General features: G+C 73.9%; 20 protein-coding genes. 6 read left to right on the top strand and 14 right to left on the bottom strand.

Annotated features, from left to right (window positions below; all coding sequences use genetic code 11):
• Nucleotide 1 precedes the first annotated feature (1 nt).
• Entirely contained in the window at nt 2-616 is a 615-nt protein-coding gene (locus tag BUB17_RS15700; protein ID WP_072919527.1) for a DinB family protein, read from the bottom strand.
• Between the two features lie 90 nt (nt 617-706).
• On the opposite strand from BUB17_RS15700, the gene BUB17_RS15695 reads away from it, so the two are divergent.
• Together BUB17_RS15695 and BUB17_RS15690 are read left to right on the top strand one after the other, a co-directional pair.
• The gene (locus BUB17_RS15695; RefSeq protein ID WP_072919525.1) at nt 707-1,462 is read left to right on the top strand and encodes a MerR family transcriptional regulator; all 756 of its coding nucleotides are present in this window, start codon (nt 707-709) and stop codon (nt 1,460-1,462) included.
• A 144-nt stretch (nt 1,463-1,606) separates the two neighbouring features.
• Nucleotides 1,607-2,695: an FUSC family protein gene (locus BUB17_RS15690; protein ID WP_244277269.1), complete on the top strand. Its 1,089-nt coding sequence runs from the start codon at nt 1,607-1,609 to the stop codon at nt 2,693-2,695.
• A 13-nt stretch (nt 2,696-2,708) separates the two neighbouring features.
• Here the strand turns inward: BUB17_RS15690 and BUB17_RS15685 are convergent, their stop codons facing one another.
• The 3 genes from BUB17_RS15685 to BUB17_RS26165 form a co-directional block, all read right to left on the bottom strand.
• Nucleotides 2,709-4,013, bottom strand: coding sequence for a (Fe-S)-binding protein (locus BUB17_RS15685; protein ID WP_072919521.1), 1,305 nt, complete (start codon nt 4,011-4,013; stop codon nt 2,709-2,711).
• Nucleotides 4,014-4,074: 61 nt separating this feature from the next.
• A complete protein-coding gene (locus tag BUB17_RS15680) occupies nt 4,075-5,457 on the bottom strand; it encodes an FAD-binding oxidoreductase (protein ID WP_072919519.1) in 1,383 nt (460 codons plus the stop codon).
• 67 nt (nt 5,458-5,524) lie between these two features.
• A complete protein-coding gene (locus BUB17_RS26165) occupies nt 5,525-5,728 on the bottom strand; it encodes a hypothetical protein (RefSeq protein ID WP_141243040.1) in 204 nt (67 codons plus the stop codon).
• Between the two features lie 73 nt (nt 5,729-5,801).
• Here BUB17_RS26165 and BUB17_RS15670 point away from each other — a divergent pair, with 73 nt between their 5' ends.
• Nucleotides 5,802-6,956, top strand: a complete 1,155-nt coding sequence (locus BUB17_RS15670) for an FAD-binding oxidoreductase (protein WP_244277260.1) — start codon at nt 5,802-5,804, stop codon at nt 6,954-6,956.
• A gap of 139 nt (nt 6,957-7,095) precedes the next feature.
• Here the strand turns inward: BUB17_RS15670 and BUB17_RS27850 are convergent, their stop codons facing one another.
• Entirely contained in the window at nt 7,096-7,236 is a 141-nt protein-coding gene (locus BUB17_RS27850; protein WP_244277258.1) for a hypothetical protein, read from the bottom strand.
• A 171-nt stretch (nt 7,237-7,407) separates the two neighbouring features.
• Nucleotides 7,408-8,175: an SDR family oxidoreductase gene (locus BUB17_RS15665; RefSeq protein ID WP_072919515.1), complete on the bottom strand. Its 768-nt coding sequence runs from the start codon at nt 8,173-8,175 to the stop codon at nt 7,408-7,410.
• Nucleotides 8,176-8,269: 94 nt separating this feature from the next.
• Between BUB17_RS15665 and BUB17_RS15660 the strand changes: the two genes are divergently transcribed.
• Nucleotides 8,270-9,493 (top strand): arginine deiminase, encoded by a 1,224-nt coding sequence (locus BUB17_RS15660; RefSeq protein ID WP_072919513.1) that lies wholly within the window; start codon nt 8,270-8,272, stop codon nt 9,491-9,493.
• A 69-nt stretch (nt 9,494-9,562) separates the two neighbouring features.
• Here BUB17_RS15660 and araA read toward each other — a convergent pair whose 3' ends face one another.
• The 8 genes from araA to BUB17_RS15620 form a co-directional block, all read right to left on the bottom strand.
• Complete coding sequence (gene araA / locus BUB17_RS15655; protein ID WP_072919511.1) at nt 9,563-11,071, bottom strand: L-arabinose isomerase; 1,509 nt, start codon at nt 11,069-11,071, stop codon at nt 9,563-9,565.
• Nucleotides 11,072-11,085: 14 nt separating this feature from the next.
• Complete coding sequence (locus tag BUB17_RS15650) at nt 11,086-11,823, bottom strand: L-ribulose-5-phosphate 4-epimerase (RefSeq protein WP_244277256.1); 738 nt, start codon at nt 11,821-11,823, stop codon at nt 11,086-11,088.
• Nucleotides 11,824-11,872: 49 nt separating this feature from the next.
• Nucleotides 11,873-13,468, bottom strand: a complete 1,596-nt coding sequence (locus BUB17_RS15645) for a xylulokinase (protein WP_072919509.1) — start codon at nt 13,466-13,468, stop codon at nt 11,873-11,875.
• Nucleotides 13,469-13,707: 239 nt separating this feature from the next.
• Nucleotides 13,708-14,760: a LacI family DNA-binding transcriptional regulator gene (locus BUB17_RS15640; protein ID WP_244277254.1), complete on the bottom strand. Its 1,053-nt coding sequence runs from the start codon at nt 14,758-14,760 to the stop codon at nt 13,708-13,710.
• 89 nt (nt 14,761-14,849) lie between these two features.
• The gene (gene mmsB / locus BUB17_RS15635; protein ID WP_072919507.1) at nt 14,850-16,115 is read right to left on the bottom strand and encodes a multiple monosaccharide ABC transporter permease; all 1,266 of its coding nucleotides are present in this window, start codon (nt 16,113-16,115) and stop codon (nt 14,850-14,852) included.
• Nucleotides 16,112-17,650 (bottom strand): multiple monosaccharide ABC transporter ATP-binding protein, encoded by a 1,539-nt coding sequence (mmsA, locus tag BUB17_RS15630; protein ID WP_072919505.1) that lies wholly within the window; start codon nt 17,648-17,650, stop codon nt 16,112-16,114. Before mmsA ends, mmsB begins: the two co-directional genes overlap by 4 nt.
• Nucleotides 17,651-17,829: 179 nt before the next feature.
• Complete coding sequence (gene chvE, locus BUB17_RS15625) at nt 17,830-18,987, bottom strand: multiple monosaccharide ABC transporter substrate-binding protein (RefSeq protein WP_072919503.1); 1,158 nt, start codon at nt 18,985-18,987, stop codon at nt 17,830-17,832.
• Between the two features lie 328 nt (nt 18,988-19,315).
• On the bottom strand, nt 19,316-20,251 hold the full coding sequence (locus BUB17_RS15620; RefSeq protein ID WP_072919501.1) for a DUF5926 family protein: 936 nt from the start codon (nt 20,249-20,251) through the stop codon (nt 19,316-19,318).
• Nucleotides 20,252-20,394: 143 nt separating this feature from the next.
• Here BUB17_RS15620 and BUB17_RS15615 point away from each other — a divergent pair, with 143 nt between their 5' ends.
• Together BUB17_RS15615 and BUB17_RS15610 are read left to right on the top strand one after the other, a co-directional pair.
• Nucleotides 20,395-21,603: a cytochrome P450 gene (locus BUB17_RS15615; RefSeq protein WP_072919499.1), complete on the top strand. Its 1,209-nt coding sequence runs from the start codon at nt 20,395-20,397 to the stop codon at nt 21,601-21,603.
• Between the two features lie 61 nt (nt 21,604-21,664).
• Nucleotides 21,665-23,281, top strand: coding sequence for a long-chain fatty acid--CoA ligase (locus BUB17_RS15610; RefSeq protein WP_072919497.1), 1,617 nt, complete (start codon nt 21,665-21,667; stop codon nt 23,279-23,281).
• Nucleotides 23,282-23,478 lie beyond the last annotated feature (197 nt).

The raw sequence follows: 23,478 nt of genomic DNA, 5'->3' as shown, positions 1-23,478 counted from the left end.
CTCACCCATCTCCCGGTGGCGCACCGCTCGGGGTGGGGAGGCCGGCCGCCTGCCGCGCGGCGGCCTCGATGCGCTCCCGGAACGCCGCCCACTCCGCCGCGCTGCGCTCGGGCAGGTTGTCCCCCGGGGAGCTCACCCCGGCCGACCCGTCGATCAGCTCGCGGAGGACGTCGGCGTGCCCGGCGTGCCGGGCGACCTCTCCGCCCACGTGCACGAGGACCGTGTGCAGGGTCGGGTGCCGGCGCTCCGCCCGCCACCAGGGCACCGTGCCGGTGGCGTCGAGCGGCAGCTCCCCGATCGTCGCGTCGGCGTGCGCGGCGGAGAACGCGTACAGCTCGAGGACGTCGGCGCGGGACTCCTCCGGCGCCGCCCACAGGTCGACGCCCTCCTCCGCGCCCTCGGCGTCCCACGGGTAGGACCGCCCGCTCGGCCGGCCGAACACCTCCCCGAAGTAGCCCAGCTGCACGTAGGAGACGTGCTTCACCAGGCCGAGCAGGTTGGTGCCGGTGGGCGTCACCGGCCGCCGGACGTCGTACTCCCCGAGGCCGTCGAGCTTGGCCAGCAGGTCGGCCCGCCGGGCGCGCAGGTACTCCAGCAGGGCACTCTTCTCGTCCATGGCCGGCACCCTGCCGCACCGGGTGACCTCGTGCTTGACCCTGACGCGACGTCAGGCTGTGCACTCGTCCCCGTCAGGGAGGAGGAGCCGGTGAACGTGGGTCAGGTCGCAGCGCTGGCCGGGGTGACGGTGCGCACGCTGCACCACTACGACCGGATCGGGCTGCTGTCGCCGTCCGGCCGGACGACGGCGGGGTACCGGCGGTACGCGCCGTCGGACCTCGACCGGTTGCACCAGGTGCTGGTCTACCGCGAGCTCGGGTTCCCCCTCGAGGAGGTCGCGACCCTGCTCGACGACCCCGCCGCCGACCCGGCCGAGCACCTGCGCCGGCAGCACCGGCTGCTGCTCGACCGGATGGAGCGGACGCGGGCGATGGTCGCGGCCGTCGAGAAGGAGATGGAGGCACGGCACATGGGGATCTCGCTGACCCCGGAGGAGCGGTTCGAGCTGTTCGGCGACTGGCTGCCCGAGGAGTACGAGGCGGAGGCCGAGGAGCGCTGGGGCGACACCGAGGCGTGGGCGCAGTCCCAGCGGCGCACCCGGAGCTACACCAAGGAGGACTGGGTCCGGATCAAGGCCGAGGGCGAGGACGTCGAGCGGCGCTTCACCGAGGCGCTGCGCTCGGGCGTCCCCGCGGACTCGGAGCGGGCGATGGACGTCGCGGAGGAGCACCGGCAGCAGATCAGCCGCAACTTCTACGACTGCCCGCCCGAGATGCACGCGGGCCTGGGCCGGATGTACGTCGAGGACGAGCGGTTCACCGCCCACTACGAGCAGATCGCCCCGGGCCTGGCGCAGTACGTGAGCACCGCCGTCCAGGCCAACGCCGCCCGCCAGGGCGGCTGAGGGAGGAGCCTCCTGCCCCCGTCGCTCGCCCGCTCGCGGCGGGGGCAGGAGGGCCGGCCGGTGGCGCTGCCGCGCGGTGTGTGCCGTTGCACACCGCGTCGCAGCAACGGTGGCCCGCCGCACCGGTCATCCTGGCTCCCCGTGATGTCCCTGTGGGTGCAGCTGCATCAGCCCGCCGTGCAGCGCGGGGTGCGGGCGGCGGTGGCGGCGGCGCTGGCCTGGCAGGTCGCCGTCCTCTTGCCGCCGATGCTGAGCGAGTACGCGTACTCCGCCCCGCTCGGCGCGGTGATCGCGGTGCACCCGACGATCGCCGACTCGGCCAGCGCCGCCTGGCGCAGCGTGCTGGCCATCCTCACCGGCTTCGCGCTGGCCGTGGGCCTCTACGAGCTGACCCGGGCGGTGCCGAACGCCCTCACCATCGCGCTGATCGTCGCCGCGGCCATCACCGTCGAGCAGCTGCGACTGTGGCGCGAGCAGGCCAGCTGGGTCAGCTTCGCCGCTCTCCTCATGATCACCGTCGGCCTCGACGACCCCGGCGCCTACGTGCTGCGCTACGCCGGGCTGACGCTGCTCGGCGCCGCCATCGGCGTCCTCGTCACCACGGTGCTCTTCCCGCCGCTGCAGCTGACCCGCGCGGTCGACCGGATCGCCGTCGCCCGGTCGCTGCTCGCCACCCACCTCGACGAGATCGCCGCCACGCTGCGCGAGGGGCAGGTGCCCGATCCGGCGGAGTGGGCCGGCCGCGCCGCCGGGCTCGACCGTGCGCTGGACCGGATGCGCGCCGCCGAGGCCCAGGTGGAGCGGGCCCGCCGGGCCAATCCGCGCGCCCGCCGCTGGCAGGGCCGGGCTGCCGGCATCCGCGAGGAGTCCCGCGCCGTCGACCGCGTCGCCGTCCTCGTCGACGACCTCACCTCCCTCGTCGTCGAGCTGCAGCCGCACCGGCGCGGCGTCGACCGGGTCGAGGCCGGGGCCGGCTGGCTGCTCGCCGACGCGCTCGCCGGCCTGGCCGGCGTCGTCCGGACGCCGCACCACAGCACCGACGGGACGGCGCCGGACCTCCGTGACCTGCGGATCGCCGCCGCGGAGGCCGCGCTGGACCGGCTGGTGTCCCTGCTGCGGAACGCGCAGGTGGCCGACGAGGACGGCTTCTTCGCGCTCGGCGCGGTGGCGGTCGGCGTCCGGCGCGGGCTGGCCGCCCTCGGTGCGCACCGGAGGCAGCCGCAGCCGGCCTGACCGGCCGGCCGGGTCAGCTCCGGTGCACCTCGTCGGGGCCGGCGGACCCGTCGAGCGCGTCGGGTCGGCCGGCACCGGCCGCGCCCGGGTCGTCGGGCAGCGGCCGGTCGTTCAGGTGGGCCGTCAACCCGGCCGGCTCGTCGGCGGGCACCTCGGCGCGGCGGCCCGGCCGCGCTCCGAGCCGCAGCCGACGGCGCGGCAGCCCGCCGTCCTGCGCAGCGGCCAGCAGCTCGGTCAGGTGCAGCACGCGCACCCGGGAGCGGCGGCGGCGCAGGCCGGTGACCAGCTGCCGCTGACAGCCGGGGTTCACCGCGACGACGTAGTCGACGCCGGCGGCCTCGATCTGGTCGAGCTTCGGGGCCAGCACCCGGCGGCTGTCCTTCGGCCGCAGCAGCGAGTAGGTGCCCGCCGAGCCGCAGCACTGCGCCGCGCCGGGCAGCTCGACGTAGTCGGCGACGGCGGCGATCAGCTCCCGCGGCTCCCGCCAGACGTCCATCCCGTTGCGCAGGTGGCAGGAGTCCTGCAGCGCGACCCGCGCCCGCCGTCCGTCGACCCGCAGCTCGCCGAGGGACGCCGAGCCGTCGCGGGCCAGGTACTCGGAGAACTCCTTCACCCGGTCGCGGCCCAGCACGCCGGCCAGGTGCGCCGCGCAGCCGCCGGCGGTGGTCACGATCGTGCCGGGCAGTTGCTCGCCGAGCCGTCGGCCCATCGTGCGGCCGAGCTCGAGGTCGCCGTTGTGCGCGTGCAGGGCGCCGCAGCAGCCCTGGTTCCCGGGAGCGTCCAGCTCCGGGCGCAGCCGTCGCGCGGCCCGGCTCACCGCCGGGAACAGTGCTCGCTCGAAGCAGCCCAGCATCAGGTGCGGACCCTGCGGTGAGGTGGCGGCCGTGCGCGCGTGCCCGCGGAAGGTGCCGAGCCGGCGCACCAGCCAGTTGCGGACGACGACGTTGGTGAGCACCCGCGCCAGCGGCGGCCGGTGCCGGCCCTGCCACTGGTGCGAGCGCCAGTGCTCGAGCAGCTCGCCGTACTGCACGCCGGCCGGGCAGACCGGCTCGCACGCCCGGCAGCCCAGGCAGAACGAGGACTCCTCCCGCAGGGTCGGGTCGTCCTCCTCCAGGACGCCGGTCTCCAGCGCGCGCATGAGCGTGATCCGTCCTCGCGGCGAGGACTTCTCGTCCTTGCTCAGCGCGTACGTCGGGCAGGCCGGCAGGCAGAACCCGCAGGAGATGCACCGGTCGAGCAGCTCGGGCGGGAAGATCCCGCGCGCGGCCGCGCCGGCGGCACCTGGCGCGTCGACACCGGGCGACACCTCGGCGCTCACGCGACCTCCTCGCTGCACTCGTCGGCGCGTTCGCGCCGCGCTGCTGTGTCCATCCGCGACCTCACGAGCCCGTCTTCCCGGGGTTGAGGATGCCCGCCGGGTCGAAGGCGGCCTTGATCCGCTTGGTCAGGGCCATCTGGTCGTCTCCCAGCCGGTCGCGGAGGTAGGGCAGCTTGGCGGCGCCCACGCCGTGCTCCCCGGTGATCGTGCCGTCGAGCTCGAGGGCCGCGGCGAAGATCTCGGCGAAGGCGGCGTGGGTGCGCTCGGCGGCGGCGGGGTCGCGGACGTCGACCACGGCGGTGGGGTGCAGGTTGCCGTCGCCGGCGTGGCCGAAGGTGCCGATCAGCAGCTCGTGCCGGGCGGCGACGGCCTCGATCCGGTCGACCATCTCGGCCAGCCGCGGGCGGGGCACGGTGACGTCCTCGAGCACGGTCAGCGTGTTCAGCCGGGACAGCGCCGGCAGGGAGCAGCGGCGGGCGGCCAGCAGCGCCTCGGACTCGGCGACCTCCTTGGCCACGGTGACCTCGAGCGCCCCCTCGTCGGCGCACAGCTCGCCCATGCGGGTCAGGTTGCGCTCCACGGCGTCCGGCTCGCCGTCGTCCCCGAAGAGCAGCAGCGCGCCGGCGTCGGTGCGCAGCCCCAGCCGGGCGTAGTCCTCCACCGCCCCGATGCAGGTGCGGTCGAGGAACTCCAGCGTCGCCGGCACCACGCCGTGGGCGAGGACCTGCGTCACCGCGCGGCCGGCGTCGGCCAGCGAGGAGAAGTAGGCCACCCCGGTGCTCGCCGTGGCCGGCATGGGCAGCAGCGCGAGGGTCACCTCGGTGATGACGCCGAGGGTGCCCTCCGAGCCGGTGAGCAGGCGGGTCAGGTCGTAGCCGGCGACGTCCTTCCACAGCCGGCCGCCGGTGCGGATGACCTCGCCGGTGGGCAGCACGACCTCGAGACCGAGCACGTAGTTGCGGGTGACGCCGTACTTGAGGCCGCGCAGGCCGCCGGCGCAGGTGGCCACGTTCCCGCCCACGGTCGAGACGGTGCGGCTGCCCGGGTCGGGGGCGAACAGCAACCCCTTCGCGGCGGCGGCCTCGGCGACGGTGGCCGTGGTGGCGCCGGGCTCGGCGCGGACCAGCAGTTCCGCAGGACTGATCTCGAGCACCCGGTCCATGCGGGTGAGCACCAGCAGGATGCCACCCTGCAGCGGCACGGTCGCCGCGCACAGGTTCGAGCCCGCGCCGCGGGGCACGACCGGGACGCGGTGCGAGGTGGCCAGCCGCAGGACGGCGGCGACCTCCGCCGTGCGCGCCGGGAAGACGACCGCGTCCGGCGGGGAGGAGAACAGCGGGGTGGCGTCGCGGGCGTAGGGCGCGACCTCACCCTGCTCGTGGCGGACGTGCTCCCGTCCGACGATCGACTCCAGCTCGGCCAGCACCCCAGGATCCAGCGCCACGTCACACCCCTCGCGGCAGGCGGGCGGGCCCCGCGCTCGGCCGCAGGGGGGAGCCTAGTGACCTCCGTCATGGTGTGCCGTGCGGCTGGACCTCACCCTCCTCGGCGAGCACCTGCTCGGCCAGCGGCACGGCGTGCTCGCGGTCGCCCGGCACCAGCCCGATCCGCACCCGCCGGTCGAGGCGGGCGAGCACCGCGGCCGCACCGGCCACCGCGTCGAGGTCCGCCGTCCGCCGGGCCGCGGAGAGGTCGGCGGGTCCGGGGCCGGGCACCGGCAGACTGTAGCCGCCCGAGCAGCCGGAACTGACCATCCAGGGCTGGGGTCCGGTCGCCGGTCCCCGCCGGATGGCCTCGGTGCACGCCCTCGACGTCGCGTCGTCCCCGGTCACGGTCGGACCGGGCGTGCGCGGGCCGGCGCTGGAGGAGCACCTGGGCCGGCACGGGCTGACCCTCGGCCACCTGCCGCAGAGCTGGGAGTTCGCCACCATGGGCGGCTACGCGGCCACCCGCTCGGCCGGGCAGGCCGCCACCGGCGTCGGTCGCTTCGACGACCTGGTCGCGGGGCTCACGCTCGCCACGCCGTCCAGGGTGCTCGCGCTCGGCTCGCCGCCGGCCTCGGCGGCCGGCCCGGACCTGCTCGGCCTGGCGCTGGGATCGGAGGGGGCACTGGGCGTCATCACCGAGCTGACGCTGCGGGTGCGGCCCGAGCCGCGGGCGCGGCACTACGAGGGCTGGTCGTTCCGGTCGTGGGAGGCGGGGCTGGCCGGGCTGCAGCGGATGGCCCGGCACGACCTGCTCCCCGACGTCGTCCGGCTGTCGGACCCCGACGAGACCCGGGCCGACCTGCTGACCGCCTCCGGCACCGGCGCGTCGCTGCTGCGCGGCTCGCTGCGGCTGCGCCGACGGGCCGCGGGCTGCCTGCTCGTCGTCGGCTGGGAGGGGCTGCCGGCGGCGGTGCGCGCACGGCAGCGGGCGGCGGCCTCCGTGTTGCGCGGGGCGGGGGCGGTGCGGCTGGGTGCGCGCGTCGGGGAGGCCTGGCGGCGGCACCGGTACGCCGCGCCCTACACCCGCGACAGCCTGCTGGACGCCGGGCTGCTGGTCGAGACGCTGGAGACGGCGGCCACCTGGACCGCGCTGCCCACCGTCCACGACGCCGTCCGCGAGGCGCTGCGCACGCGGTTGGGCCGGCGCGGGAAGCAGCCGCTGGTGATGAGCCACGTCTCGCACGTCTACCCGACCGGCGCCTCGCTGTACGTCACCGTGCTCGCCGACCGGGACGACGCGCTGCCCATCCAGCAGTGGCTCGCGGCCGAACGGGCGGCGACCGACGCGCTGCTGGCGGCCGGCGGCACGCTCACCCACCACCACGCCGTCGGTGCCGACCACCGCCCCTGGCTGGAGCGCGAGGTCGGCGCCCTCGGCGTCGACGTGCTGCGCGCGGTCAAGCAGCGGCTCGACCCGCGCGGCATCTGCAACCCCGGCGTCCTGCTGCCCGACTGAAGGAGGGCGCCTTCCTCCCCGGTACCCGGTCGGTGGGCGACGTCTCCCTCGGGCACCTCAGCCCCTGCTTCCACCTGGAAGCAGGGGCTGAGGTGCCAGGAAGGGACGCGGTGGCCGGGGTTCGGCGCCGCGGGACCGGTCAGGGCAGCTGCACCGTCGTGGTGACCCGCGCCAGGGCCGGCCGCGGCGGCACCGACCCGAACCCGAAGGTGACCGGCGGCCGCACCGCGGCCAGCGCGCCCAGCGGCACGCCGTCCCACGTGGCGTCGAGCGACGTCACCGCGTGCAGGTCCTGCACGCCGTACCACTCGGTGGACGGCGGCCGGTCGTGACCCGCAGCTGCAGCGGGCCGGCGCCGACCGTCCAGGTCCGCGGGTCCGGCCGGCGCACCGTCACCGGGGCCAGCCGCACCTCGTCGAAGGCGTAGGTGGCGGCGATGCAGTCCGCGGCCTCAAAGGGTGGTTGCGCGGCCGCCGTCCACCGGGATGACCGCGCCGGTGACGTAGGCACCGGCCCGGCTGGCCAGGTAGACCACGACGCCGGCCATGTCGTCGGGCCGGCCGATCCGCCCGAGCGGGGACGACGCGGCGATCTCCTCGCCGCGGGCGGCCAGCGTGGCGGCCATCATCCTGGACTCGAACGGCCCCGGGGCGACGGCGTTCACCGTGATCCGCCGCGGCCCCAGCTCCTTGGCCAGGTGCCGGGTCAGCTGGTGCACCGCGGCCTTGCTCGACGAGTACGAGTAGGTGGGCAGCTGGGGCACGTGCAGGCCGTCGATGCTGCCGACGTTGACCACGCGGGCCGGGTCGTCGTCGGTGCCCGCGGCCTCCAGCAGCGGCAGGAAGGCCCGGGTGAGGAAGAACGGCGCCTTGAGGTTGAGGTCGAGCACCTTGTCCCAGGCGGCGGCCGGGAAGGTCTCGAACGGCTCCCCCCAGGTGGCGCCGGCGTTGTTCACCAGCACGTGCAGCCGCTCCTCGCGGCGACCCACCTCCTCGGCCAACCGGCGGCACCCGGCCTCCGTGGAGACGTCCGCCGGGATCGACTCGACCGTGCCGAACTGCGACAGCTCGGCGGCGGCCTGCTCGCCGGCCTCGGCCTTGCGGGAGCTGATGTAGACAGACGCCCCGGCCTGGAGCAGCCCGCGGGCCATCATCAGGCCGATGCCGCGGGTGCCGCCGGTGACGACGGCGACCTTCCCGGAGAGGTCGAACAGGTGCACGGGCGGTCTCCTCCGCGTCGAGGGGGACGTCGTCGGCCCCCGGCCGGAGCACCGTATCCAGCGGCCGGCACACCCCGTGTGCCAGCCTCGGCGCATGATCACACCCGCCGCCGTCCGCGGCGCCACCAGCGAGGTCGGGGCGCTGCGGGCCGTGCTGCTGCACCGGCCGGGCGCCGAGCTGCGCCGGCTCACGCCCCGCAACAACGACCAGCTGCTCTTCGACGGCGTGCCGTGGGTGCGCCGGGCGCAGGAGGAGCACGACGCCTTCGCCGCCGAGCTGGGCGCCCGCGGCGTGGAGGTGCTGTACCTCGACCGGCTGCTGGCCGAGGTCCTCACCGACCCCGCGGCACGCGCGGAACTGATCACGGCCGCCGTCGACGACCCGCGGCTGGGCGCGACGCTCAAGCGCACCGCCGCCGCGCACCTCGCCGACCTCTCCTCCGAGGACCTCGCCCGCGCGCTGGTCGCCGGGGTGGCCCACGACGAGCTGCCCGGCGCCCGCGGGCTGTCCTGGGAGCTCATGGCGCGCGGTGACTTCGTCGTCCCACCGCTGCCCAACCTGCTGTTCACCCGCGACTCGTCGGTGTGGGTGGGCGACCAGGTGGCGGTGACCTCGCTGACGATGCCGGCGCGGCACCGGGAGAGCACGATCACCGCCGCGGTCTACGCCCACCACCCGCGCTTCGCCGGCGCCGAGCAGCTCTACGACGCCTCGCTGGAGCACTTGGAGGGCGGCGACGTGCTGCTGCTGGCGCCCGGCGTGGTCGCGGTCGGCGTCGGCGAGCGGACGACGCCCGGTGGCGCGGAGCGGCTGGCCCGGCGGGTGTTCGCCCGCGGCCTGGCGCACACCGTGCTCGTCGTCCCGATCGCCCAGCAGCGGGCGACCATGCACCTGGACACCATCGCCACGATGGTCGACGTCGACGCCATGGTCGTGTACCCCGCCGTCGCCGCCTCGCTGGTCGCCTGGACCGTCACCGCCGACGTCCCACCGGACGACGACGACACCACCGACCTCGTCGTCCGCGGCCCCGCGCCGTTCCTCGAGGCCGCGGCCGCCGCGATGGGCATCGACCGGCTGCGGGTGATCGACACCGGCCTGGACCCGGTGACCGCCGAGCGCGAGCAGTGGGACGACGGCAACAACACCCTCGCGCTGGCCCCGCGGCTGGCCGTGGCCTACGAGCGCAACACCGTCACCAACGCCGCGCTCGAGGCGGCCGGCATCGAGGTCGTGCGGATCGCCGGCTCCGAGCTCGGCAGCGGCCGCGGCGGGCCGAGGTGCATGTCCTGCCCGGTCCGCCGCGACCCGGTCTGACGTGCTGGAACGGCCCCGCTGCAGGGGCCCGCCGCGAGCCTGCGAGCGGTGGGGGGCAGCGGGGTCCTCCTACAGGCCCTGGGCCAGGCGGTGGTAGGCGGCTCCCCAGCGCAGCTCCTTCGCCAGCGAGCGTCGCGTGGTGTCGGCGTCGATGAGCACCAGCTCGGTCGCGAAGACCTCGGCCAGGTCGGTGAGCTCGTCGGCGCCGATGGCGGTGGACAGCACCGTGTGGTGCGGGCCGCCGGCGGTCAGCCAGCCCTCGGTCGCGGTCTCGAAGTCCGGCCGGGGCTGCCACACCGCGCGGGCCACGGGCAGGCTCGGCAGCGGCTCGTCGGGCTCGACGACGTCGATCTCGTCGGCCACCCACCGGAAGCGGTCGCCCAGATCGCACCAGCCGACGACGACGCCCTCGCCCGGCGCCGCGGTGAACACCAGCCGCGCCGGGTCCTCGCGGCCGCCGATGGACAGCGGGTGCACCTCGACCCGCGGCCGGTCGCCGGCGATGGTCGGGCAGACCTCCAGCATGTGCGCACCGAGGATCTTCGGCGTCCCGGCGAGGTCGTAGGTGTAGTCCTCCATGAAGGAGGTACCGCCGGGCAGCCCGGCCGCGGCGACCTTGAGGGTGCGCAGCAGCGCCGCGGTCTTCCAGTCGCCCTCGCCGCCGAAGCCGTAGCCGTCGGCCATCAGCCGCTGGACGGCGAGACCGGGGAGCTGGCGCAGCCCGCCGAGGTCCTCGAAGTTCGTGGTGAACGCGGTGAACCCGCCGTCCTCCAGGAAGCTGCGCAGCGCCGCCTCGATGCGCGCCTGGTAGCGCACGGCCTCGTGCTGCGGCCCGCCCGGGCGGGCGCCGTCGGCGAACTCGTACAGGTCGCCGTACTCCTCGACGAGGGCGTCGACGGCCTTCTCCGCCACGGCGTCCACCACGGCGACCAGGTCGTTGACGCCCCAGGTGTTCACCGACATGCCGAAGCGGATCTCGGCCTCGACCTTGTCCCCCTCGGTCACCGCGACGTTGCGCATGTTGTCGCCGAACCGGGCCAGCCGCAGCGACCGGGCCGCAGCCGCCGCCGTGGCCGCGCGCGCCCACGAACCGACCCGGGAGCGCACCCGCGGGTTGGACACGTGGCCGGCGACCGTCGTCCGCGGCATCCGCAGCCGGGACAGCAGGAACCCGTACTCCCGGTCGCCGTGCGCGGCCTGGTTGAGGTTCATGAAGTCCATGTCGATCGTCGCCCACGGCAGGGCGGCGTCGGCCTGGGTGTGCAGGTGCAGCAGCGGCTTGCGCAGCGCGTCCAGCCCGCTGATCCACATCTTCGCCGGGGAGAAGGTGTGCATCCAGGTGACGACGCCGACGCAGGAGGGGTCCTCGTTGGCCTCGCCCATCGCCCGCCGGATGGCGGCGGCGTCGGTGAGCACCGGCTTCCACACCACCCGGATCGGCACCTCGGCGGCCTCGTCGAGCGCCGCGGCGACCCGCTGTGACTGCTCGGCGACCTGCTGCAGGGTCTCCTCGCCGTACAGCCCCTGGCTGCCGGTCAGGAACCAGACCTCGTGCCCCTCGAACGGGTCTCCGACCACGGTGGGAGCTCTCCTCACTGTCCGTAGACGTTCTGGTAGCGCGCGTAGAGCGAGTCGACGTCCGACTGCGCGATGGGCAGCGGCTCGCCGAGCTGGCGGGACAGGTGCACGGTGCGGGCGACGTCCTCGGTCATGACCGCGGCCTTGACCGCCGCCTTGGCCGACGGGCCGATCGTGAAGACGCCGTGGTTCTGCATGAGCACCGCCGGGGACCGGGAGTCGCGCAGCGTGGCCACGATCCCCTGGCCGATCGAGTCGTCGCCGATGAGCGCGAACGGGCCGACCGGGATCGGGCCGCCGAACTCGTCGGCCATCGCGGTGAGCACGCACGGGATCGGCTCGGCCCGCGCCGCCCAGGCCGTGGCGTAGGGGCTGTGCGTGTGCACCTGGCCGTTGACCTCGGGCACGTGCCGGTAGACGTAGGCGTGCGCGTCGGTGTCGCTGGACGGCTTCTTCACCCCGTCGACGGCGTTCCCGTCGAGGTCGCAGACGGTGATGCCCTCCCAGGTCAGCTCGTCGTAGAGGACACCGCTGCCCTTGATGACGAACAGGTCCTCGCCGGGCACCCGCTCGGACACGTTGCCCGAGGTCCAGGTGACCAGCCCGTTGCGGGTCAGCTCGACGTGCAGCGCGGCGACGTGCTCGCGCTGCGCCTGGTGGGTGCCCCGCTCGGTGCGGGGGGCGGTGGCTGCCCTCGGGGTCCCCGCGGAGACGTGGAGCGCCAGCGGAGCGTCTTCGTGGGGTGAGGTCATGCGGGCTGCTCCTCGGCGGGTGCGGCGGACGTGGTCACTGACAGGGGGCTCACACGCATGTCACGGCGGCCCGCTCGACCGGGAGCCCGGCGACGTACCGCTGCATGAACGCGGTGAAGCCGGCGACGTCGGCCGGCTCGGGCTGGGCGGTCTGCAGGCTGGTGCCGGTGAAGACCGTCGTGTCCAGGTAGTCGGCCAGGTCCTGTCCCGGCGAGCGCCCGGTGGCGAAGGCGGCCAGGACGGCGATCCCCCAGGCGCCACCCTCGGCAGCGACGTCCCCGACGGACACCGGGGTGTCGATCGCGGCGGCCAGGAAGCGTTGCGCCACGCCCTTGGTCCGGAACAGGCCGCCGTGCGCGAACATCCGGTCGAGCCGCACGCCCTCGGTCTTCTGCAGGACGTCCATGCCGATCCGCAGCGTGGCGAGGGACGCGAACAGGTGCGTCCGCATGAAGGTGGCGAGGTCGAACCTGCTGTCCGGGGACCGCACGAACAGCGGCCGCCCCTCGTCGAGGTCGGTGATCGGCTCCCCGGAGAGGTAGTTGTAGGCCAGCATCCCGCCGCCGTCGCTGGCACCACCGAGCGCGGCGGAGAAGAGGATCTCGAAGACCGCCGACGGGTCCACGTCGGAACCCAGCGCCCGGGCGAACTCGGTGAACAGACCGACCCAGGCGTTCACCTCACTGGCCCCGTTGTTGCAGTGCACCATGGCCACCGGGTCACCGGCCGGCGTGGTCACGAGGTCGAGTTCGCGGTGCACCCGGGTGAGTTCGCGCTCGAGCACGACCATGGCGAAGATGCTCGTCCCGGCGGAGACGTTGCCGGTGCGCGGAGCGACCGAGTTGGTGGCGACCATCCCCGTGCCCGCGTCACCCTCGGGTGGGCAGAACGGGATGCCGGGACGCAGCCGCCCGGTCGGGTCGAGCAGCTCGGCCCCCGCCTCGGTGAGCTCGCCGGCCGGCTGGCCGGCGGACGCGATCCTGGGCAGCAGGTCGGCGAGGGTCAGCTCGACCCCGGCCTCGGCGGCCAGCTGGTCGAACCGGTCCAGCATCGGGGCGGAGTACCCGCCGGTGCCCACGTCGATCGGGAACATGCCGCTGGCATCGCCGATGCCCAGGACCTTCTCGCCGGTGAGCTGCCAGTGCACGTAGCCGGCCAGGGTCGTCAGGTGATCGAGCCGACCGACGTGCTCCTCGTGATCCAGGATCGCCTGGTAGAGGTGCGCGACGCTCCACCGGTGCGGGATGTTGACGCCGAACTCCGTGCTGAGCCGCTCTGCTGATCGACCCGTGTTCGTGTTGCGCCAGGTGCGGAACGGCGTGAGCAGCTCACCGTCGACGCCGAACGCCAGATAGCCGTGCATCATCGCCGACACGCCGAGTGCGCCGAGTCCTGCCAGCTCGACCCCGTGGCGTCGCCGCACGTCGTCCGCCAGGGCCGCGTAACTCTGCTGCACCCCCGCCCAGACGGCCTCCAGCGAGTAGGTCCACCGCCGCTCGACGAACTGGTTCTCCCAGTCGGAGCTGCCGACCGCGAGCGGAGCGTGGTCCGGGCCGACGAGCACCGCCTTGATCCGGGTCGATCCCAGCTCGATCCCCAGGGCCGTGCGACCTCCGGTGATCGCTGCGCCGACATCCGTCGTCATCTCTCGCGACCCTCCCGGCCCGTAGTGGTGGGCCCGCCCGGGCCCCCGGGAAGCGCAGCACCGCGCGTCCCCGCACCTCGCCCGTCGTGGAGGACGTCCGCCCGGCCCGGCAGCGTCCCGACGAGGTGGGTGTCAGCTGGTCCAGCGGTGCTCCGCATCGCTTCCTCCTCCACCCGGCGGCTCCGACGGCCGGACGGCCGCGTCACCGCCGGGGATGTTAGCGCTAACAGGGACAGCCGTCACACTGCGGCGGGCGTGCTCCCCACCGGGACGGGGCCGGTGCTGGACCGGACCAGCAGAACCGGCGGTACCGGCTCCAGGTGCAGGTCGCGACCGGCCAGCCGGGCCAGCACGAGCTCCACCGCACGGTGACCGAGCTCGGCGAAGTCCTGCCGGACCGTCGTCAGCGGCGGGGTCAGGTAGGGGGCCTCGGGCAGATCGTCGAAGCCGACGACGCTGACGTCCCGCGGGGCCTCGAGCCCCTCCTCGTGGAACGCCGCGAGCAGCCCCAGGGCCATCTGGTCGTTGGCGAGGAACACCGCGGTGACCTGCTCGCCCGCGCGCCTGCGCGCGGCGAGCCGGCGGCCGGCCTCGTAGCCCGAGGACGGCGTCCAGTCGCCGTGCAGGCACACCGGGACGGGCGCACCCGCGGCGGCCAGCTCGGCGCGCCAGCCCTCGATCCGGTCGCGGGCCTCCTGGGAGTCGGCCGGACCGGTGACGTGGTGGACGGTGCGGTGGCCGAGGTCGAGCAGGTGGCGGGTGGCCAGCCGGGCACCGGCGACCTGGTCCACGCCGACCGCGGGCTCCTCCAGGGCCCCGCCGCTCTGCACGGTGACCAGCGGCAGCGGGGTGTGCACCGCGTGCAGCGCCTCGGCCGCGTCGTCGTAGGTGGCCAGCGCCAGGACGGCGTCGACCGACTGGGCCATGAAGCGGTCGACGGCGTCGCGCATCGCGTCGGCGGTGGCCTCGTCGAGCACGGCGACGCTGAGCGAGTACCCGGCCGCCCGCGCCGCCCGCTCCAGCCCCACGAGGGTCTGCGCCGGCCCGTACTGGTTGATGTTCACCGTGACGAACCCGATGGTCCGGGTCGAGCCGGTGACCAGGGCCCGCGCGGCGGTGTTGGGCCGGTAGCCCAGCTCGCGGATGGCCCGCTCGACGCGCTCACGGGTCTGCGGCGCGACGTTGGGGTGCCCGTTGATGACCCGGGACACCGTCTGGTGGGAGACGCCGGCCCGAGTTGCGACGTCCGACATGACCAGCGCTCGGCTCGGCCCCTCGGGCTCCACCGTCACCCCTCCCCGTCGAGGAGCCGGCCCGTGGCCGCCTCGGTCGGTGCCCCGCCGGGCGGCCCCGCAGGAAGACCGCGGGGCCGCCCGGGGCGTCAGCGGGACGCTCCGGCGCGCCGCTTGTTGTAGACGTCGAAGGCCACGGCCAGCAGCAGCACCATGCCCTTGACCACCGACTGGATGGACTGGTCGACGCCCATGAGCTGCATGCCGTTGCTCATGACGGCCATGATCAGACCACCGACCATGGCGCCGACCACCGTGCCGACACCGCCGGTGACGGCCGCACCGCCGATGAACGCCGCGGCGATCGCGTCGAGCTCGAACATGTTGCCCGCGCCGGGCTGGGCGCCGTTGGACCGCGACGAGAAGACGACGCCGGCGATCCCGGCCAGGAAGCCCATGTTGACGAAGATCCAGAAGTTGACCGCCCGGACCTTGACACCTGACAGCGTGGCCGCCGCCAGGTTGCCGCCGATCGCGTACACCTGGCGCCCGAAGACGGTCCGCTTGGTGACGACGGCGTACACGAGGATCAGCACGGCCAGGATGATCAGCACGATGGGCAGGCCGCGGGCGTGCGCCAGCTGCCACGCGAACGCCATGACGACCGCGCCGACGAGCACGATCTTGGCGACGAAGAGCGGGAACGACTCGACCGGCTGCTGGTAGCGGATGAGGGCGATGCGGCTGCGGTACTGGCTCACCGCGTATCCGGCGACCGCGATCCCGCCGATGAGCAGGGTGAACGCGTCGTAGCCGTCGCCGCCGATGAGGCCGTTGAGGAACCCGCTGGCGATGTCGCCGTAGCCCGGGGGGAAGGGCGAGAGCGAGATGTTGTCCAGCACCTGCAGCGTCAGGCCGCGGAACAGCAGCATGCCGGCCAGGGTGACGATGAACGCCGGGATGCCGACGTAGGCGACCCAGAAGCCGTGCCAGGCACCGATCGCGACGCCCGTCGCCAAGGCGGCCAGCACGCCCACCCACCACGGCAGGCCCTGCTGGATGACCAGTACGGCCGACACCGCGCCGGTCAGGGCCACCACCGACCCCACGGAGAGGTCGATGTGCCCCGCGATGATCACGATGACCATGCCGATGGCCAGGATCAGGATGTAGCTGTACTGCAGGACGATGTTGGTGACGTTGCCCGGGGACAGCAGCGTCCCGTCGGTGAGCACGGTGAACAGCGCGATGATCGCCACGAAGGCGATGTAGATGCCGCTCTGCCGGAGGTTGCTCGTCAGCAGGGTGCGGACGTTGCTGGTGCCGGTGTGCAGGGCGACGGCGGGCGCGACGTCCTTGGGGGCCGTCGAGTCCTGGGCCTCCGGCTCCGACGAGGGGGGCACGGTCCTGGTCATGCCGCGAGCTCCTTCTCCTTGGTCATGAGCTCCATCAGGTTCTCCTGGGTCGCCTGCTGGACGGGCACCTCTCCGGTGATCCGGCCCGCGGACAGGGTGTAGATGCGGTCGCAGATGCCGAGCAGCTCGGGCAGCTCGGAGGAGATGACCAGCACCGCCTTACCGGCCGCGACCAGCCGGTTGATGATCGTGTAGATCTCGTACTTCGCCCCCACGTCGATGCCGCGGGTGGGTTCGTCGAGGATGAGCACCTCGGGGTCGGTGTACAGCCACTTGGACAGCACGACCTTCTGCTGGTTGCCCCCGGAGAGTTTGCCCACGATCGAGGCGACGCTCGGGGCCTTGATGTTCATGTCGCGGCGGTAGCCCTCGGCGACCTTGACCTCCTCGTTGCCGTTGACGAAGCCCTTGCTGGCGAGCTTGTCCAGGGCGGCGGCGGAGACGTTGCGCCGGATGTCCTCGATGAGGTTGAGGCCGTAGTGCTTGCGGTCCTCGGTCGCGTAGGCGATCCCGGCGTCGATCGCCTCGGAGACGTTGCGCGGCTTGACCTCCTTGCCGTGCACGAAGAGCCGGCCGGTGGTGTTCCGGCCGTAGGCGCGCCCGAAGATGCTCATCGCCAGCTCGGTCCGCCCGGCGCCCATGAGGCCGGCGATCCCGACGACCTCCCCGGCCCGGACGGTGAAGTTCGCGCCTTCGACGACCTTGCGGTCCTGGGTCGGGTGCCAGACCGTCCAGTCCTCGACCCGCAGGATCTCCTCGCCGGGGTGCGACTCACGCTCGGGGTAGTAGCTCTCCAGGTCGCGGCCGACCATCCCGCGGATGATCCGCTCCTGGGTCACCTCGCCGGCGTGCAGGTTCAGCGTCTCGACCGTCTTGCCGTCGCGGATCACCGTGACGTTGTCCGAGACGGCGGTGATCTCGCCGAGCTTGTGCGAGATCATGATGCAGGTGATCCCGCGGTCCCGGAGCCGGCGCATCAGGTCCAGCAGGTGCGCGGAGTCGGTGTCGTTCAGCGCGGCGGTCGGCTCGTCGAGGATGAGCAGGCGCACGTCCTTGGACAGCGCCTTGGCGATCTCCACCAGTTGCTGCTTGCCGACGCCGAGCTGGCCCACCGGGGTGACCGGGTTCTCGTCCAGCCCGACCGAGCGCAACAGCTCGCCGGCCTCGGCGTTGGCCTTGTTCCAGTCGATGACTCCGAACCGGCCGCGCCGCTCGTTGCCGAGGAAGATGTTCTCCGCGATCGACAGGTACGGGACCAGCGCGAGCTCCTGGTGGATGATCACGATGCCCACGTGCTCGCTGTCGCGGATTCCGGAGAAGCGGACCGACTGGCCGTCGAAGACGATCTCGCCCTCGTAGCTCCCCGCCGGGTAGACGCCCGAGAGGACCTTCATGAGGGTCGACTTGCCGGCGCCGTTCTCACCGCAGATCGCGTGGATCTCGCCTCGGCGGACCACCAGGTTGACGTTCTCCAGGGCCTTGACGCCGGGGAACGTCTTGGTGATGCCGCGCATCTCCAGGATGTGGTCGTCCATGGGACCTCGTCGTCCTGTCGTCGGCGCCTCGTCGCTGGCGGAGGGCGCGCCGCTGATGGTGGGGAGAAGTGTGCGCCACCCCGGCGGGGTGGGCCAGGCCGCGGGATGGCCGGCCTGGGTGGTGCCGGCCGGGCCCGACAGCGGTGCTGCCGGGCCCGGCCGGGCTCAGGTGCCGGAGGTCAGTCCGACTGGCCGCTGGCGACCTCTTCGGCCGTCCAGTAGCCGGAGTCGATCAGCACGGACTGGATGTCGTCCGCGAAGACCGTCTCGACCGGGAGCAGGTAGGAGGGGACGACCTTGACGCCGTTGTCGTACGTCTCGGTGTCGTTGGCCTCCGGCTCGTTGCCCTCGGCGAAGGCGGAGGCGGCGGCGACGGCCTGCTCGGCCAGCAGACGGGTGTCCTTGAAGATGGTGGAGCTCTGGACCCCGTCGTTGATCAGCTTGACCGAGGCGATCTCGGCGTCCTGACCGGTCACGACCGCCATCGGCTGCGGCTGGGCGTCGAGCGTCGGGCCGTAGCCGGCGTTCTGCAGCGCGGTGATGATGCCGCGGGAGAGGCCGTCGTACGGGGAGAGGACGCCGTCGACCCGGGAGCCGTCGTTGTAGGCGGAGGTCAGCAGGTCCTCCATCCGCCGCTGGGCGGTCTCCTGCTGCCAGCGCAGGATGGCGGCCTGCTCGATGCTCGTCTGGCCCGACTTCACGACCAGCGTGCCGTCGTCGATCAGCGGCTGCAGGACCGACATCGCGCCGTCCCAGAAGAAGAACGCGTTGTTGTCGTCCAGCGAGCCGGCGAACAGCTCGACGTTGAACGGGCCGGTCGCGGTGCCCGGCGAGCCGTCCTCGTTCCGCAGGCCCAGGCCGGTCAGCAGCGCGTTGCCCTGGGCGACGCCGACCTCGAAGTTGTCGAACGTGACGTAGAAGTCGACGTTCTCGGTGTCGCGGATGAGGCGGTCGTAGGAGATGACCGGGATGTTGTTGGCCGCCGCGTTCTCCAGCTGGCCGGAGAGGGCGGTGCCGTCGATCGCCGCGACGACGAGGATGTCGGCACCCTCGGTGATCATCTGGTCGATCTGCTGCGACTGGGTGGGGATGTCGTCGTTGGCGTACTGCAGGTCGACGGTGTAGCCCTCGCCCTCCAGCTGCTCCTTGACGTTGTTGCCGTCGGCGATCCAGCGCTCGGAGGTCTGGGTCGGCATCGAGACGCCGATGGTCAGGTCCTCCGTCTCGGCGCCTCCGCCACCGGCACCGCCGCTGCCACCGGCGCCCTCGCCGCCACAGGCCGCCAGGGTCAGCGCCATGCCGGCGCTGAGGGCGGCGAAGCCGAGCCTCTTGCTCACGTGATCTCCTCCTCGAGACTGCTGCGCGCTCGACCCGGCGCAGGCCCGCCCGTGGCGAGCGGCACAAGTGTGAGCGTTAACAACCCACTGCCGTCAACCCCTGATCGCCACCTCGGCGTCACGGTCTCGTAACGAGCACCGGGAAGTGCCCACGTGGGGTGAGGCGCGTCGGCGAACGGTGAGCTGGTCGCTACCCCGTGTCGACCACGCGGGCGTCGCACGTGACACCGGCCCGGGGGACGTCCGTCGTCCACCGGGCCGACCCCGCCGGCCCCGCCGCAGGGTCCCGCCGCGAGCTCGCGAGTGACGGGGGCAGAGGGGTGCTCTCTCAGCGCAGGGTGACCTGACGGGACAGCAGGCCCGCCCGAGCGCGGCGCTCGTCAGCGGTCAGCGGGTCGGTGACCTCCAGCGCCTGCTCCAGCCGGGTCTGGAACGCGGCGGCAGCGTCCGTCCAGTCGGCGGCCGGGGCGTCGGCGGGCAGGTCCCACACCGGCACGAGCAGGCCGTGCGCCCGGAAGGCGCCGGCGTAGCGGGTGCCCTCGCCGAGCAGGATCTCGCCCGAGGCGCGCAGCCGGGCCAGCGCGTCGAGCAGCCGCTCCTCCGGCTCGGGCCGCACCCAGCGCAGGTGGGCGCGCTCGGCGCCGGGCCGCACCCAGTAGGCGGCACCGAGGCCGGACAGCAGCTCGGTGGGCAGGATCGCGGCGTTGGCCTGTTCCAGACCGGCCTGCGCCGCGGCCCCGGCGTCGACTCCCTCGAGCCAGAAGCCGAAGTCCTCGTGCACGGTCACCTCGAGCGGCGCACCGAGGTCCACCAGCTCCTGCAATCGCGGCCCGGCCGAGCCCGCGCCGCCGAGGGGGCCCGGATCGACCGGCGCGCCGGCGGGGGCGTCGAGGGCGGCGGCCAGCGCCGTCCCGAGGTCGCGGCTGACGTCGTCGGAGGAGCCCTGCAGCTGGACGCCGAGCAGGATCTCGCCGCCGGCGCGCACCAGGGCCGGAGCCCCGCCGGGCAGCACGCTGGCGAGGGTGACGTCGCGGCCGTCCGCCGTCCGCAGGGGCGCGGTCGCCGCCGGGACCAGCTCGCGCAGCGCCACCCAGTGCGGCTCGCCGGGCAGCCCCTCGAACGGCCGGGTCACCGGCGGGGCGTAGCCCGAGCCGTGGCAGTGCTTGTAGCGACGGCCCGAGCCGCACGGACACGGCGCCTTGGGGTTGACGCCGTTCTCTGTGGCAGGGGCAGCGGGGCGCTTGCGGGTCGCGGAGCGGGCCATGGCCCGAGCCTAAGCGGCTCCCGCGCAGGGTCCCGCCGCAAGCCTGCGACTGGCGGGGGCAAGGGCGGCCCCCTCGCAGGGTCCCGCTGCGAGCCCGCGAGTGGCGGGGGGCGAGGGGGTCCTTACAACTACGCTGCTCCGGCGTGACGCCCGCGGCCCCGCCGATCGATCTCACCGACCCCGCCGTCGTCGCCGATCCCTACCCGGCCTTCGCGCGCGCCCGGTCGCAGGCGCCGGTGCAGTGGCACGAGGGGCTCGGCCTGTGGTTGGCGTTCACCCACGCCGAGAGCAACGCCGTCCTGCGCGACCGGCGGCTGGGCCGGATCTGGCGGGACCGGGAGCCGGCCGCGCGGTTCCGGTCGTTCAACCTCATCCACCGCAACGCGATGCTGGAGATGGAGCCGCCGGACCACACCCGGCTGCGCCGGCTGGTCAGCGCCGCCTTCGCCCGCGGGCACGTCGAGCGGCTGCGGCCGTGGGTGCGGCAGCTGGCCGCCGAGCTGGTCGACGGCCTGGTGGAGCGTTCCGGCGGGACCGAGCCGGTCGACGTCCTCTCCGGGATGGCCGGGGAGCTGCCCGTCGCCGTCATCGCCGAGCTGCTCGGCGTCCCGCGGGCCGACCGGCCGCTGCTGCGGCCGTGGTCCAACGCGATCGTGAAGATGTACGAGTACGGCCGGACGGCGGCGGTCGAGGACGCCGCGGAGCGTGCGGCGGACCAGTTCGTCACCTACCTGCGCGGGCTGGCCGGCGAGCGCCGCCGCGCCCCGGCCGAGGACCTGCTGTCCCACCTGGTCACCGTGCGCGACGCCGAGGGCGATCGGCTCACCGAGGACGAGCTGGTGACGACCTGCATCCTGCTGCTCGACGCCGGGCACGAGGCGACGGTCAACGTCAGCGGCAACGGCCTGCTGGCGCTGCTCGAGCACCCCGACCAGCTGCGCCGGCTCCGCGCGGACCCCGGTCTGCTGCCGACGGCGGTCGAGGAGCTGATGCGGTTCGACTCGCCGCTGCAGCTGTTCGAGCGGACCGCGACGGCCGACGTGGACCTCGGCGGCGTCACCGTGCGGGAGGGGCAGAAGATCGCCGCGCTGCTCGGGGCCGCGAACCGGGACCCGGCGGTGTTCGCCGCCCCCGACGCCCTCGACGTCGGCCGCACCGACAACCCGCACACCAGCTTCGGGGCCGGCGTGCACTTCTGCATCGGCGCACCGCTGGCCCGGGTCGAGCTGCAGGCGTCCTTCGGCGCCCTGCTGGAACGCACCTCCCGGCTGGAGCTCGGCGGGGAGCCGGTGCGCCGTCCGGAGTTCGTCATCCGCGGCCTGGCCGAGCTGCCCGTCGTGCTGGCCCGCTGACCTGGCCCGTCGCCGCCGGACCGTTGTGGATCGTGAGCGCGGTCACTGGCAAGATCCGGCCATGCGCGGCCTCATGCAGGACTACCCCCTGACCATCGACGCGATCTTCCGGCACGTCGAGCAGCACTACGGCGACGGGACGATCGCCACTGCGGGGCCCGGCGGGACCACCCGGGCCACCTATGCGGAATGGGCCGACCGGACCCGGCGGCTCGGCGGCGTGCTCGACACCCTCGGCATCAGCGCCGACGGCCGGGTCGGCACCTTCGGCTGGAACAGCCAGCGACACCTCGAGCTGTACTTCGCCGCGCCGAGCTCCGGCCGGGTGCTGCACACCCTCAACGTGCGGCTGTTCCCCGAGCAGCTGACCTACATCGCCAACCACGCCGAGGACGAGGCCGTCTTCGTCGACCGCACGGTGCTGCCCCTGCTGTGGCCGCTCATCGACACGATGAAGACCGTCCGGCACGTCGTGGTCATGGACGACGGCGGGGACAACGAGATCCCCGACGACCCGCGGGTCCTCGACTACGAGACGCTGCTGGCCGACGCCCAGCTGGTCGAGTTCGGGGTCACGGACGAGAACTCGGCCGCCTACATGTGCTACACGAGCGGCACGACGGGCAACCCCAAGGGCGTCGTCTACTCGCACCGCTCGACGTTCCTGCACACGATGGGTGTCATGGCGCCCAACGCCTTCGGCCTGGGCATCCAGGACGTCGCGATGCCGGTCGTGCCGATGTTCCACGCCAACGCCTGGGGCATCGCGCAGGCCGCGCCGGCCGCCGGCGCCTCCCTGGTCATGCCCGGCTCGATGATGCAGCCGGAGGCCCTGGCGAAGCTGATCCTCGAGGAGGGGGTCACCTTCACGGCCGGCGTCCCGACCATCTGGCAAGGCGTGCTCCCCCACCTGGCCGGCCGGCCGCACAAGCTGCGGGACATCGGCTGCGGGGGCTCGGCGGTGCCCAGGGCGCTGAGCGAGGCCTACCGCGAGCAGGTCGGCCTGCCGATCCTGCAGGCCTGGGGCATGACCGAGACCCACCCGGTCGCCTCCTCCGGCATCCTGCCGCGCCGCTACGCCGACGCCGACGCCGAGACGCAGGCCGACCAGCGGTCCCGGGCCGGATTGCCGTTCCTCGGCGTCGAGGCCCGGATCGTCGACGCCGAGACCCTCGAGCCCCAGCCGTGGGACGACAAGGCCACCGGCGAGCTGCAGGTGCGCGGCCCGTGGTGCGCGAAGGACTACTACAACCCGGACGCCGGCGTGGAACTCCTGACGACGGACGGCTGGATGCGCACCGGTGACGTCGCGGCGATGGACTCGTTCGGCTCGATCCGGATCGCCGATCGCACCAAGGACCTCATCAAGTCCGGCGGCGAGTGGATCAGCTCGGTCGACCTCGAGAACGCCATCATGAGCCACCCGAAGGTCAAGGAGGCCGCGGTCGTCGGCATCCCGCACCCGAAGTGGGACGAGCGGCCGCTGGCCTGCGTCGTCCTCAGGGAGGGCGAGACGGCCACCGAGGAGGAGATCCTGGAGCACCTGCGGCCGCAGGTGGCCAAGTGGTGGATGCCCGACGCCGTCGAGTTCATCGACGAGGTGCCCAAGACCAGCGTCGGCAAGTTCTCCAAGAAGGATCTGCGCACCCGCTTCGCGGAGTTCCCGGCCAGGGGCTGAGCCCCGGGGTGGATCCGTCCGGTCGACGCGGACGGATCCACCCCGCACGTCCCCACACGGAGGCGTTCCCGCGGGAACGCCTCGCTGGCAGAGCTTGCCGCGATGCTCCCTCAGCCGTCAGCGCACGACAGCACCGGTGCGCCTCCCCGCCGGAGTCCCCTCCCCGCCGGGGTCCGCTCCCCGCCGGGGTCCGCTCC

It is taken from the genome of Geodermatophilus obscurus (genome assembly GCF_900143215.1).
GTDB classification, from domain to species: domain Bacteria; phylum Actinomycetota; class Actinomycetes; order Mycobacteriales; family Geodermatophilaceae; genus Geodermatophilus; species Geodermatophilus obscurus_A.
This window is presented reverse-complemented; position numbering and strand designations above follow the sequence as displayed.

What these genes read in the sequence shown, in the direction of transcription:
- BUB17_RS15670 (WP_244277260.1), top strand. Translation starts at nt 5,802, where the DNA reads ATGGCCTCGGTGCACGCCCTCGACGTCGCGTCGTCCCCGGTCACGGTC.
- BUB17_RS15690 (WP_244277269.1), top strand. Translation starts at nt 1,607, where the DNA reads ATGTCCCTGTGGGTGCAGCTGCATCAGCCCGCCGTGCAGCGCGGGGTG.
- mmsB (WP_072919507.1), bottom strand. Translation starts at nt 16,115, where the DNA reads ATGACCAGGACCGTGCCCCCCTCGTCGGAGCCGGAGGCCCAGGACTCG.
- mmsA (WP_072919505.1), bottom strand. Translation starts at nt 17,650, where the DNA reads ATGGACGACCACATCCTGGAGATGCGCGGCATCACCAAGACGTTCCCC.
- BUB17_RS15660 (WP_072919513.1), top strand. Translation starts at nt 8,270, where the DNA reads ATGATCACACCCGCCGCCGTCCGCGGCGCCACCAGCGAGGTCGGGGCG.
- BUB17_RS15620 (WP_072919501.1), bottom strand. Translation starts at nt 20,251, where the DNA reads ATGGCCCGCTCCGCGACCCGCAAGCGCCCCGCTGCCCCTGCCACAGAG.
- BUB17_RS15645 (WP_072919509.1), bottom strand. Translation starts at nt 13,468, where the DNA reads ATGACGACGGATGTCGGCGCAGCGATCACCGGAGGTCGCACGGCCCTG.
- BUB17_RS15610 (WP_072919497.1), top strand. Translation starts at nt 21,665, where the DNA reads ATGCGCGGCCTCATGCAGGACTACCCCCTGACCATCGACGCGATCTTC.
- BUB17_RS15650 (WP_244277256.1), bottom strand. Translation starts at nt 11,823, where the DNA reads ATGACCTCACCCCACGAAGACGCTCCGCTGGCGCTCCACGTCTCCGCG.
- BUB17_RS15700 (WP_072919527.1), bottom strand. Translation starts at nt 616, where the DNA reads ATGGACGAGAAGAGTGCCCTGCTGGAGTACCTGCGCGCCCGGCGGGCC.